The following is a 12,138-nucleotide window of genomic DNA, read 5'->3' on the forward strand; positions in this document are numbered from 1 at the left end:
CCCTTTCCGTTTCGATCAGGAGTGCACCATGGAATTCCCGAAGATGCTGTACCAAGGCGGCGAGCTGGAGGGCGATACCGTCATCGTCCAGAGCCAGGAAGAGCAGGACGCGCAGAAAGCCAACGGCTTCCTGCCGCTCGGCGAGCGCCCGGCCAAGGGCAAGGGCGACAAGTGACCGCCGTCGCCAGGATCGTGACCGACGCTCTGTGCCTCCTGCGGGTGCTGGACCCGCGCGAGGCGCCCGAGGCCGAGGACATGGCAGCCGGCATCCGCGCGCTCAACCTGATGATGCGCGTGTGGGAGATTGACGGCCCAGCGCTCGGCTGGAGCGACGTCTCGAATCCTGGCGACACCCTGCCGGCGCCGCCCGAGGCCGAGCAGGCCATCACCGACAACCTGGCAGTTAGTCTGCGGCCGCGGTACGGCTGTGAGCTGGAGCCAGACGTGCTGGCGCGCGCCTCGGTGGGCTATTCGACCCTCAAGGCACGCGAGATCTCCAACAGCTTCCAGCGCCTGGAATATCCGGACCTGCCGTGCGGTCAGGGTAGGCCCGCCGGCAGCTGGCGCGACGGATTCAACTGCTGATGCGTACCCAACCGCTCGACCTGCTGGGCGGCTTTGCCGCTGACCACGCGCTGGAGTGGTGCGCGGAGGACTGCATCAACTGGATTCCCGAGGTCGCCGAGACGCAGGGCACGCGCACGCGCATGAAGCTGGTGTCGCGGCCGGGCCTGCGGCCGCTCGTGGACCTGGCCAACGGCCCGATCCGCGGCCTGCACGTGGCCGAGGGCGCGCTGTTCGCCGTGTCGGGCAACAAGCTCTACCAGGTGTCGTCCAAGGTGGTGGCCACGGCGCGCGGCATCATCCCGGGCGTCACGCGCGTGCACATGGCGCACAACCAGATCACCGGCGGCAACCAGTTGCTGGTCGCCAACGGCCAGAGCGGCTACGTCTGGGACACGGTCGCCGGCAACCTGGCGCGGATCTCCGACGAGGGCTACCCCGGCGCGAAGTCCGCGGGGTACATCGACAGCTACCTGCCGCAGGTCGAGCCGTTCGGCCGCTTCTGGTTCCACAGCCAACTGGCGGACGCCAAGAACTACAACACGCTCGACCGCTACGAGTCCGAAGCATCGCCGGACAAGATCGTCACGCTGACCGTGTCGCAGAAGGAGGTCGTGGTCTTCAACGAGACCACAATCGAGTTCTTCTACGACTCGGGCACCAACACCAAAACGTTCAAGAACAAGGGCGTCGTGGTGGAGCGGGGGTGTGCCAGCGCCGATTCCGTGGTGAACCTGGACAACAGCCCGATGTGGCTGGGCAACGATGGTGTGGTGTACCGCCTCGACGGCTACCAGGCGGTGCCGATCTCGAACGGCCCTTTGCAGGACGCGATCCGCGGCCAGAACTGGTCGCAGGCATACGCGTTCGCATGGGAGGGCAGCCGCCACAAGGTCTACTACCTGACGCTGCCGGACGGGCGCACCTATGGCCATGACGTGGTCACCCGGCTATGGCACCGCGCCACGTCGTTCGGGCTGGATCGCTGGCGCGTGAGCCACCTGGTGAAGTGGAACGGCATCTGGGTCGCCGGCGACGCCTTCAGCGGCCAGCTGTGGGTGCTGGACGAGGACTATGCGCTGGAAGGGAGCCAGCCGATCGTGCGCGAGCGCGTTTCGCAGCCCACCACGGCCGACATGAACGCGCTGGAGGTGCCGTACCTGGAACTGCTGGTGCGCACCGGTGCGGCCAGCCAGGAGGACCCGCAGCCTTCGCTCGACATCTCCGGCGTAACGCTGATCCCTTCCACCGGCAGCTTCGCCTACTCGACGGTGGCGCACACGCGTACCGTCGGCGCGCAGCTGCCGGTGGTGGAGAACCAGCACACCGGCACCGGCAAGACGGACGTGATCGTTGCGCTGGAACAGCTGTTCGCCTCGCTGCCGACCTGCAACACCGTGAGCCTGGTGGTGTCGTGGTTCGGCGACGACCTGCGCGCCGGCCAGTGTCAGATCAAGCCGCGCCTGGCGGTCGCGCCGGGCACGCAGGGCAGCGTGTCCTGGTCGCCGAGCAACTGGCAGGTGGCCGGCGTCACCGCCAGCACCGCCACGTTGGTCACGTTCGTGTCCGATCCCAACGGCGGCCACAGCGTGTACGGCTCGACGCCGTCCGACGACTCGATCGTGCAGGTGATCCAGTATCTGCGCGCGCAGGGCAAGCGCATCGTGTTCTATCCGTTCGTGCTGATGGACGTGCCGGCCGGGAACACGCTGCCGAACCCTTACGGCGGCAGCAGCCAGCCGATCAACCCGTGGCGAGGCCGCGTGACGTGCTACCCGGCGCCCGGGCAGGCCGGCACCCCCGACGGCACCGCCGCGGCCGGCACACAGATCGACACGTTCTTCAGCCGGACTTGGGGGTTTGCGCGCTTCATCGCGCACTACCGCGACCTGTGCGCCAGCGCTGGCGGCGTCGACGTGTTCCTGATCGGGTCGGAAATGGTCGGAATCACGCAGGTCCGCTCGGCCGCCACGGTGTACCCGGCCGTCGCGCAGCTGCGCACGATCGCCGCCGGCGTCAAGGCGGCCATGCCGACGGCGCTGGTCTCCTACGCTGCGGACTGGACCGAGTACCACAGCCGGCAGTACCCCGACGGAACGCTCAACTTCCACCTGGATCCGCTGTGGGCGGACAGCAACATCGATTTCGTGGGCATCGACAACTACCTGCCGATCGCGAACGTGCGCGCCGACGACAACCCGAGCCTGATCTACAGCGTTCCGTATCTGCAGTCGAACATCGAGGGCGGCGAGCTGTTCGACTGGTACTACGTGGACCGCGCGAACAACATCAAGGCACCCATCACCGATGGCGCCTACGGCAAGCCCTGGGTCTATCGGCAAAAGGACATCCGCGGTTGGTGGAGCAACACGCACGTGGCGCGCGCCGCCGGCGTCGAGACGACGGCCACCGCATGGGTCCCTGGCAGCAAGCCCATATGGTTCACGGAGTATGGATGTCCGGCGATCAATAGGGGGCCGAACCAACCGAACGTGTTCTTCGACCCCAACAGCAGCGAGTCGACGCTGCCGTACTTCTCGACCGGCCTGCGCGACGACTTAGCGCAGCGGAGCTACTACGAGGCGACGATCGGCTACTGGCGCGAGCACGGCGGCGCGATGCTCTCCACCGACAACATGATCGCGTGGACGTGGGATGCACGGCCATACCCTCAGTTCCCGTCGCTCACAAGCGAGTGGGGCGACTACGGAAACTACCCGCGCGGGCACTGGCTGCAGGGGCGCTACCGCACCCAGGCCGAGCTACCGGACCGCGCGATCGAGATCTGCTACTCGGACGACGGCCGCAACTACACCAACTGGATCCGGCGCGACCTGGGCGAAGTCGGCGAGTACGGCAAGCGGATCCAGATCAACAACCTCGGGCGCCTGCGCAATCGCGTATGGCGCATCCGCACCAGCTCACCCCTGCCGACCGAGCTTGAGGGCGCGGTGGCCACTATCAGGATGCTGCGATGAGCAACGAAGACCACGACGAGAGCGCTGGCCCGCTGGCCAGGGCTGGGCGACACCCGACCATGGAGCAGTTGCGTGCGCTTGAGGCTGAACTACGCAAGTACCCGCAGGCAGACATCCCCGTGAAGCATCACTTTGCCGATGGCATCTACTGCCGCGAGGTCTTCATTCCCGCGGGCACCGTGCTGACCGGGAAGGTCCACAGATTCGCCACCCTGAACATCCTGGCGCAGGGCGAGATCGAAGTCACCACACCCGAAGGCGTGCGGCGGCTTTGCGCGCCGGCGGTGTTCACGTCGCCCGCGGGCTGCAAGAAAGTGGGCTACGCCCACACCGACACCATCTGGATCAACGTCCACCCCACCAAGCTGCGGGACGTGGCGTCGATCGAGTCCAAGTTCATCGAGCCGGAGCCTCTTCCGGCCATCACGCACGAAGGGGAGTAACCATGGGCTGGGTAGCAGTTGGAGCCGCCGCGGTGACGGCCATTGGCGGGGCGTATTCCGCGAATCAGCAGAAGAACGCGGCGAAGGACGCAGCCAATGCGTCGAACGCGGCGCAGACACAGGCATGGGCGGCAAACAACGCCAACATGCAGCCCTACCTGACGGCGGGGCAGAACGCGCTGACGCAGATCCAGCAGCTCAACGCCGGCAACTTCGACAGCTTCAAGGAGTCGCCGGACTACGCATGGACGCGCGACCAGGGCATCCAGGCGCTGGACCGTAGCGCGGCCGCCAGCGGCAGCCTCTACTCGGGCGGCCACAGTGCGGACCTGATGGACTACGCCTCCGGCCTGGCATCGCAGAACTACGGCAACTTCTACAACCGGTTGTCGGGCCTTGCGGGCATGGGCCAGTCGGCGGCAGGCGCGCTGGCTGGCGTCAACACCGGCTATGCCAACGCGGTGGGATCCACGAACGCCAACCTGGCGCTGTCGAACGGCTCTACGGACGCCGCGCTGACTGGGTTGCTGACGGGGATCGGCACCAATTTGGGCAGCAATCTCCTGACCAACTATGCCGGCGGCGGCCGCGCCAGCAGCTACGGCAACGGATCGCTGTATGGCTTGCAGGCAACCACCGGCGCCGGCAGCAACTACAACTTCGGCAACAACCTGACCAACTTCGCGAGGGCGGCATGATGGCCAACGGACTGACCGACTTCATGGGCGGATACCAGGCCGGCAATGCGATCGTCGACCAGCAGCGCCAGCAGCTCAACCAGAACAAGCTCACCAATCTGGCGCCGCGGGTCGTGGCTGGAGATCCGGCGGCGTTCGCGCAGGCTGCTGCAGTGGACCCGCAGGCCGCCCAGGCCTACGCCGGCGCAGGCGACAACCTGGCGCTGAAGGCGCGTGGTGCGGCGAAGTATCTGCAGGCGGCTCTGCAATCTGGCAACCAGCAGCAGATCATGGCCGCGCGGCAGACGATCAAGCCATTCATGGACACGCTGAAGCCCGGCACGGCCTATCCGCTGGACATGGACCCGGCGCAGGAGGCGCAGGGCATCGGCGCGTTTCTGGCGCAGACCGCGTACCTGGATCCCGACCTCAAGGGCGGCACGCCGACTGGCTTCCGCGAGTTCCAGATGAAGGCAGCAGCGGCCGGCCTGCAGCCGGGCACGCCCGAGTACCAGAACGCCGCGAAGATCGCGCTGGGGCAGGAGGGGCGCGCGTCCAGCTCGGGCTTCACGCAGGTCAAGTTCACTGGCCCGGATGGCCGCGAGCGCATCGGCGTGCTAAACGGCCGCACGGGGCGCATCGACCTACCGGACGGCACCAGCTTCGATCCGCAGACCGGCGGCGTCGTGGGCGCGATGTCGGCGCCCAGCGCGCCGGTGCTGCCACAAGGCGGCGGCCAGCAGGTGATCGAGCAGGACGCGCAACTGGCCAACCAGATGATCGCCGCCGGCATCCCGGCCGACCAGGTCGATCGGTTCCTGCGGGGCCGGGCCTCGCAGTTCAGTGGTGGCAGCCGGCCGGCCATGCCCGCAACCAACGCCGGCACGTTCGTGGGCCGCGCGCCGGAAGAGCAGGCCGCCGCGACCGAGGCGGCGAAGCAGGCGGCGCAGTTGCAGTACCTGCCCCAGGAGCTGGGCATGCGCACGAATGCCGCGCTCAGCACCGCGGCCGGGGAAGCGCAGATCAAGTCGAACGCCACCAAGCAGGCAGCGGCCGCGCCGGCCTACACGGCGCTGCAGGACGCCACGTCCAATCTGGATCGCCTCGCGGCCCAGGCGTCGGCCCTGGCCAATCACCCAGGCCTCGACGGCATCACGGGGCTGCGCGGCGCCATCCCTGACGTGCCAGGTTCTGCGGCCGCGAACGCGCGCGCGGAGCTGGACACGCTGCGGTCGCAGGTCGGCTTCGGTGTCCTGCAGGCGATGCGCGACGCGTCGAAGACCGGCGGCGCACTGGGCAGCGTGTCCGAACAGGAAAACACGCTGCTGCAGTCGAACCTGGCCGCGCTGGCCGGGTCGCAGTCCGCGGAGTCGTTCCGCGCGAACCTGAAAAAGGTCATCGACTACGCGAACGCCGCGAAGGGTCGCATGCAGGCCGCCTACCAGCGGCAGTACGGCGGTGCGCCGCCAACCGCGGGCGCGCCATCGGCGCAGCCGCAGCTGCAGCAGGGCACCGCTGGCGGCCGCACAATCGTGCGCACCGGCACCCTTCCCGATGGCCGCAAGGTCGTCCAGTTCAGCGACGGGACCACGAGCTATGGAAATTGACCCGTCTCTGCTGGCGCAGGTGAAGTGGGACGACGCGCCACAGCCTGCCGGCGGCCAGCAGCCGCTGGAGATCGACATCACCGGCGGCGTGAGCGAGAGCCAGCTGCGCGCCCAGCAGGCCGCAGCCGCCGCGCAACAGCCGATCGACCTATCCCAGGTCGTGTGGGATGACCAGCCGGGTGTCGCGGCCCCGCAAGCGCAGGCGCAGGAAGAAGCGCCGGCAGCGAACAACAGCGCCCTAGCGCGCATGGTCTCGGGTCAGCCGGCCGTGCCTCAGGTGCAGGAAGGCACCGCCCTGGGCCGGTTCCTAGGCGAGATCGGCGGCCGACAGGTGATGCAGGGCGCGGCAGGGCTGTATGGCTCCTTGGGCGGCGACGCACTAAACCACTACGTCCTGGACCCGATCGACCAGGCTGCGGGCTGGGGTACGCAGCTGGGCACGGGCGGGAAGTCGTACCGCGATGCTGCTGGCCAAGTTGCCGACGAGATGGGCATGCGCCGACCGCAGACGGCGCAGGAGCGCATCATCAGCGACATGGGCGAGGCGCTGACCGGGACAGGCCTGACCATGGGCATCGGCGGCGGCATCAACGCGTTGACCAACCTGGGGCGCGCCGCCGCCGCACCAGTGACCAATCGCCTGGCCAACCTGCTGACGACGCAGCCTGTCGCGCAGGCGGTAAGTGCGGCTGCAGGCTCCGGTGCCGCGTCCGCTACGCGCGAGGCTGGCGGCGGCACCGGCGCGCAGCTGGCTGCATCGCTGGCCGGCGGCCTCGGGCCGAACTTGCTGGCGACGCTGGGCGCCGCTGGCGCGCGCGGGCTGGTGCGCGGATCCAGTGGTGCGCAGATGCAGCGCACCATCGATGACTTCGCTGCGCTGGGAGCCAATCCCTCCGTTGCACAAGCCTCGGGCAATCGGACGCTGCAGGGCGTCGAGAACCTGCTGGCGGCAGCGCCGACCAGTACGGGCGTCATGACCCGCTTTGCAGAGCGCCAGGCCGACGACGTAGGCGCCGGGCTGCAGGGTATGGGCGAGAGCCTGTCGCGCAATGCGAGCGCTGAGCGAGCCGGCAGGGCAATCGAGGCTGGCGTGCAGACGTTCGAGAACAATGTCGGGGCCGCGCGTCGCGCCCTCTACTCGGAGGCCGACCGCTTCATCCCGGCGAGCACTGCCACGCCGATGACCAACACCACGAACGCTCTGGCCGCCATGACGCAGCCGACCGCTGGTGCTGCCGCGACTACGGGGGCGCTCGTGAATCCATGGTTGCAGCGATTGCGCTCCAACCTTGAGGCAGACCTGCAGGCTGGCGGCGGCCAGATCCCATACGAAGCGCTGCGCAGGATCCGCACCGAAGTAGGCGAGCGGATGAGCGACTTTTCCATGACCCCTGACACGCCGGCCCGTCAGCTCAGCGGCATTTATGCAGCCCTCTCGCGCGACATGGAAGCGGTCGCCGCTGCGCAGGGTCCCGACGCGGTGCGCGCGGCGCGGCGCGCCAACACCTACACCCGCGTGTCGTCCGAACGCCTCGAGCAGATCCAGCGGGTGGTGGACAAGAACGGCGGCCCGGAGAAGGTCTACGCCGCGACGATGTCTGGCACTCAGGATGGCGGGACCACGTTGCGCGCTGTGATGCAGTCCCTGCCTCCGGATGGTCAGAGAGCTGTTACGGCGGCGGTCATCAGGCGCATGGGCCTGGCGACACCAGGCGCACAGGACGCCGCGGGTGATGTCTTCTCGGCCGCCACGTTCCTGACCAACTGGAACCGGGTCAGTCCAGAGGCAAAGCGGGCTCTATTCGACCGCTACGGCGGCGGGTTCAGCCAGAACATGGACCGCATCGCGCGCGTGGCGAGCAACATCAAGGACGGGGCCAAGGTCTACGCGAACCCTTCGGGCACGGCGAACCGCGCGGCGGCGCTGACCTACGGAGCGAGCCTCGTTGCTTCGCTATTCGATCCGAGCCTGATCACGACCGGCAGCCTGATATCCGGCGGCGTCGGCGCCAACTTGACCGCAAGGCTGATGACGAATCCTCGCGTTGTCACCGCGCTGGCCCAGACCACCAAGTTGCCGCAGGGCGCGATCCTCGGCCAGGTCCAAGCGATGCGCCAAGCCGCACAGCGGAGCGGCGACCAAGATCTGGCCGCGGCTGCAGACGTGCTAGAGCAGGCGCGTCAAGACAAAGACGGCCGCGCCAACCGCGGCACCACCCAACGATAGAGCTGCACCGAGGAGCAGGACGTATTCCTTGAGTCCCAAGCCGTCCGGCTCCCGCTTGTACCGCCAATCTTGCGCCATGACCCAGCCCCGGCCCCGTCCGGGGCTTTTTGTTGGAGAAACCGATGTCAGGATACCGCTTTTTCAACCCCGCCCCGGTCTTCCTCGACCTGCCCGGGATCAAGCCGCTGGCCGGCGGCGCGCTGCAATTCTTCGCCCAGGGCACCACCACGGCCAAGGACACCTGGTCCGATTCGACCCTGACCACGCTCAACACCAACCCGGTGCAGCTCGACAGCTCCGGCCGCGCCAACGTCAACATCTGGCTGAGCGGCGCCTACACCGTCGTGCTCAAGGCTGCCGACGGCACGTCCGTCTGGACGCGGGACGTGGATTCCGGCGCGGGCGCGGGCGCAACCATCCCCGCGCTGGTGGCCGGCAAGTTCCTGGCCACGGATGGCTCGAACCTGATCTGGGCCGACGTGCTGCAGGTGCCGGACCCGACCGGCTCAGCGAACAAGATCCTGAGCACCGACGGCAGCAATCTGATCTGGATCGCGCAGCCGACGATCCCCGATCTGCCGGTCCAGAACTTCACCAATCGGGTGAAGATCGGCACGTACCTGCGCCAGTGGGGCAGCGACAGCGCGCCGGCGTCCAATGCGCGGCAGACTTCGCGCAGCGTGACGTTCCTCAATCCCTTCAGCGGCGACCCGTACGCGATCACCGTCATCCCTCGCAACGTGACGCACACCGCCGGCGGCCAAATCGGCGTGCCGGCGATCATCGCGAAGTCGGCCACGGGCTTCAGTGTTCAGTTCGACAGCGACGACTTCGGCCAGTCGAACGCCTCGTTCATCGCTGCGCTGCCGTTCGACTGGGTTGCGGAAGGGCCGACCAGTGCCTGATATCGCGATCCCCCGCGTCCAGGCGCCGATCGCCTCGCAGGGTGGCTTGGTCACGCAGGAGTGGCACACCTTCTTCCTGATGCTGCGCGATGCGGCCGGCAGCGACACCGACCTGCAGGCGCAGATCGACGCGCTGGCGGCCAAGGTGGCCGCACTGCCGGCCGGCAGTGGCTCCGCGACCTTCTCGCTGCGCGGCATCGGGTCCGTCCAGTTAGACGGCTCACCGGCGGCGGGTGCGGTCCAGATCATGCTGGACGGCGACAGCGACGCCCCGGGCAACACCTTCTACTACGGCACCGGGCCGGACGGGCTGCGCGGGTGGCACCTGGTCGCCGATGCTGTTGGCGTGACGGCCGACCTGTCGCGCGCCGTCGACGCCACCAGCAACGTGGTCACGATCGGCCTGGCTGACCTGCCCAACGCCGGCGCCACCGGCGCCGCGCTGTTGAAGATCCTGCGCGATGCGAAGGGGCGCGTGGCCGGCGCTGCCGCGGCGACGACTGACGACCTGGCCGAGGGCGCCACGCCGACCAACATGTGGTTCACAGGCGCGCGCGCGCGGGCCGCGCTGGACGCCGGGCGCAACCTGCTCATCAACGCCAGCATGCAGGTCAACCAGCGCAATTTCGGCGGTGGCGCGCTCGCCGCGGGTGCCTACGGCTACGACCGGTGGCGGGCCGGCAGCGGTGGGTGCAACGTTTCCGTCAACAGCGCCGGCCTCATCAGCCACACCAGCGGCCCGCTGCAGCAGGTCATCGAGAACCCCCAGGGCGCCTGGGGCCAGCCTCTGACCTTGAGCGTTGAAGATCCGAGCGGCAGCCTCAGCGTCAGCGTGGGAGGTGCCACGGGGACGATCACCGCCGGCAGCGGGCGCCGCAGCGTCACGCTGACGCCTACCGGCAGCGGCAACATGACGTTGCAGATCACCGCTACCGGTGTGACGTACAGCCGGCCGCAACTCGAGCGCGGCAGCTTCGCCAGCCCCTTCGAGTATCTCAAACAGCCAGAGGAGATGGCGCTCTGCCAGTGGTACTGCCGGGCCGGATCGCTCACGCTGCGCTCTAATGGTAGTGCCACGTCCGGCGCCGGCACCTGGCTGCCCTTCAGCATGCGCGCCGCGCCGACTGTGACGTTCTCCAGCGTCAACTACGTCTACGGCTGTTCGAGCATCGACTCGACCAGCAGCACGAGTGGCGTGGAGATCTTTGTGGCCGCTACAGGCCCCTTCGCATTCATCGCCAGCTACCTGCTGGTCGCCGAACTCTAAGCAATTCAGGCTGCTGTCTCGGCCGGTGCGACGGCACCGCGTAGCATCGCCGGCATGCTCCCCCCGTCATACCGCTGGCTGATCTACGACGATGTCGCACTGCTGCGGCACAACAGCAATGGCGTAGCCGGGGTGCGAGTGCGTGATGATGGGAAGTGGGAGATCTGGCTCTACTGGCACGACATGACGCATCGCGGCGTCGCCGCCAGCCAGGAACAGGGGATCAGGTGGGTGACCCGGTGGGTGGCGGCGCGAGGGCATGATCTGCCAGGAGCGTCGAGGCGAGGCGCGTACCGGCGGTAGCCGATTCATCCTGCAATTCACCCCGCTTTCGGATCCCGGTGAAGGGATTCGGGGCGGAGCTGCGTGTACCGCTTCAGTTCGGTCCATGACTCGTGCAGCGTCACCGACGCAACCTCCGGTATGTCGTAGCCCTGTTCAAACAGGCGCGACGTGCCCTCGTGGCGTAGGTCGTGGAAGTGCAGGTTCTCGATCCGCAGCTTGGCGCAGGCCCGGGTGAACGCTGTCCCCACCGATTTGGAGTTGTAGGGGAAGATGCGGTCTTCGTCGGCGGTCCTGGGCTGCCGCTGCACCAGCGTCCACGCTTCGCCCAGCAGCGCGAACCGCTTGTGGTTGCCATCTTTGTGCCGCGGGTGCTTTGCATCGCGCAGCAGTGCTGTCCTCGTACTGGCATCGAGGTCGGACCATAGTAAGCGCGTGATCTCGCTCTCCCGCTTCGCCGTCATGATGGCGAAGTCGATGATGTCGGCCATCGGGATCTCGGAGCGCCAGGCCGAGGCCTCGAAGTGCGCACGCAGGCGTTGCAGCTCTTCTGCCGTGGGTCGCCGCTCCCGCCGCTTCGACTTGCCAACCAGCTTCAGAAGGCGCAACACCGGCCGTGCATCGGCGACTGGGTCACCCGCCTGGCGCACGCCGAGCATGGGAGCAGCGAGCTTCAGCAGCTCCGACAGGTAGCCGAGTTCGACGTTCATGGTCGCCGGTGCGCAGGCTGGAATCAGTTGGCCGTCCGCCATGACGTGCCGCCCCTCAACGCGGCGGCGCGCGTGCTCGATGATGTCGTTGGCCGTCAGCCGCTGGGCCACGATCGCCCCCAGTCCTTCGCGCAGCCGGCTCATGTTGCCGGCCTGGGTCTTGCTGATCGCCTTCACTCCGCCAAGCTTCTCGGTCCGCCAGTCGATCAGCTCGCTGATCGTCATGTCGCGTCCGGCCTTCTCACCGCGCGCGTCCAGCTCCGCCAGCTCGCGCTCGATCCGGTCGGCCCAGGTCTTGGCGGCAGTCTTGGTGGGGAACGTCTTGGTTTGGGCGGCATGGCCCTTTCGGCGCACAATGGCGCGCCAGCGCTTGCCGCGGGGTTGCAGTGTTGCCATCGGTGTACCGTCCGTTGTACCAGGCTGCGAGGTGGTACAACTATGGTACTTGTCGGCGGGAATCGATGGGAAAAGTTGTGTC

Annotated in this window: 10 protein-coding genes; 9 read left to right on the forward strand and 1 reads right to left on the reverse strand. The window is 67.9% G+C overall.

Annotated features, from left to right (window positions below; translation table 11 throughout):
- Nucleotides 1-28: 28 nt before the first annotated feature.
- The 9 genes from ACP93_RS21970 to ACP93_RS02415 all read left to right on the forward strand — a co-directional run bounded on the left by ACP93_RS21970 (nucleotide 29) and on the right by ACP93_RS02415 (nucleotide 10,668).
- Nucleotides 29-175: a hypothetical protein gene (locus ACP93_RS21970; RefSeq protein WP_157862424.1), complete on the forward strand. Its 147-nt coding sequence runs from the start codon at nucleotides 29-31 to the stop codon at nucleotides 173-175.
- Nucleotides 172-585 (forward strand): packaged DNA stabilization gp4 family protein, encoded by a 414-nt coding sequence (locus ACP93_RS02380; protein ID WP_048489246.1) that lies wholly within the window; start codon nucleotides 172-174, stop codon nucleotides 583-585. The genes ACP93_RS21970 and ACP93_RS02380 overlap by 4 nt, the downstream gene beginning before the upstream one ends.
- Nucleotides 585-3,542: a packaged DNA stabilization protein gene (locus ACP93_RS20780; protein ID WP_053069667.1), complete on the forward strand. Its 2,958-nt coding sequence runs from the start codon at nucleotides 585-587 to the stop codon at nucleotides 3,540-3,542. Before ACP93_RS02380 ends, ACP93_RS20780 begins: the two co-directional genes overlap by 1 nt.
- Complete coding sequence (locus tag ACP93_RS02390) at nucleotides 3,539-3,985, forward strand: hypothetical protein (RefSeq protein WP_053069669.1); 447 nt, start codon at nucleotides 3,539-3,541, stop codon at nucleotides 3,983-3,985. Before ACP93_RS20780 ends, ACP93_RS02390 begins: the two co-directional genes overlap by 4 nt.
- A 2-nt stretch (nucleotides 3,986-3,987) precedes the next feature.
- Nucleotides 3,988-4,683, forward strand: coding sequence for a hypothetical protein (locus ACP93_RS20785; protein WP_131721572.1), 696 nt, complete (start codon nucleotides 3,988-3,990; stop codon nucleotides 4,681-4,683).
- Nucleotides 4,684-4,835: 152 nt separating this feature from the next.
- Nucleotides 4,836-6,269, forward strand: a complete 1,434-nt coding sequence (locus ACP93_RS02400) for a hypothetical protein (protein ID WP_131721573.1) — start codon at nucleotides 4,836-4,838, stop codon at nucleotides 6,267-6,269.
- On the forward strand, nucleotides 6,259-8,496 hold the full coding sequence (locus tag ACP93_RS02405; RefSeq protein WP_053069673.1) for a hypothetical protein: 2,238 nt from the start codon (nucleotides 6,259-6,261) through the stop codon (nucleotides 8,494-8,496). Before ACP93_RS02400 ends, ACP93_RS02405 begins: the two co-directional genes overlap by 11 nt.
- A gap of 110 nt (nucleotides 8,497-8,606) precedes the next feature.
- On the forward strand, nucleotides 8,607-9,401 hold the full coding sequence (locus ACP93_RS02410) for a hypothetical protein (protein ID WP_131721574.1): 795 nt from the start codon (nucleotides 8,607-8,609) through the stop codon (nucleotides 9,399-9,401).
- On the forward strand, nucleotides 9,394-10,668 hold the full coding sequence (locus tag ACP93_RS02415; protein ID WP_048489249.1) for a hypothetical protein: 1,275 nt from the start codon (nucleotides 9,394-9,396) through the stop codon (nucleotides 10,666-10,668). The genes ACP93_RS02410 and ACP93_RS02415 overlap by 8 nt, the downstream gene beginning before the upstream one ends.
- A gap of 320 nt (nucleotides 10,669-10,988) precedes the next feature.
- On the opposite strand, the gene ACP93_RS02425 is transcribed toward ACP93_RS02415, so the two are convergent.
- Entirely contained in the window at nucleotides 10,989-12,056 is a 1,068-nt protein-coding gene (locus tag ACP93_RS02425; RefSeq protein WP_048489251.1) for a site-specific integrase, read from the reverse strand.
- Nucleotides 12,057-12,138 lie beyond the last annotated feature (82 nt).

The organism is Xanthomonas sp. NCPPB 1128, assembly GCF_001043115.1.
Lineage (GTDB): Bacteria > Pseudomonadota > Gammaproteobacteria > Xanthomonadales > Xanthomonadaceae > Xanthomonas_A.

Excerpts from the sequence above, each read along its gene's own strand:
- ACP93_RS21970 (WP_157862424.1), top strand. The coding sequence starts at position 29 with ATGGAATTCCCGAAGATGCTGTACCAAGGCGGCGAGCTGGAGGGCGAT.
- ACP93_RS20780 (WP_053069667.1), top strand. The coding sequence starts at position 585 with ATGCGTACCCAACCGCTCGACCTGCTGGGCGGCTTTGCCGCTGACCAC.
- ACP93_RS02390 (WP_053069669.1), top strand. The coding sequence starts at position 3,539 with ATGAGCAACGAAGACCACGACGAGAGCGCTGGCCCGCTGGCCAGGGCT.
- ACP93_RS20785 (WP_131721572.1), top strand. The coding sequence starts at position 3,988 with ATGGGCTGGGTAGCAGTTGGAGCCGCCGCGGTGACGGCCATTGGCGGG.
- ACP93_RS02405 (WP_053069673.1), top strand. The coding sequence starts at position 6,259 with ATGGAAATTGACCCGTCTCTGCTGGCGCAGGTGAAGTGGGACGACGCG.
- ACP93_RS02425 (WP_048489251.1), bottom strand. The coding sequence starts at position 12,056 with ATGGCAACACTGCAACCCCGCGGCAAGCGCTGGCGCGCCATTGTGCGC.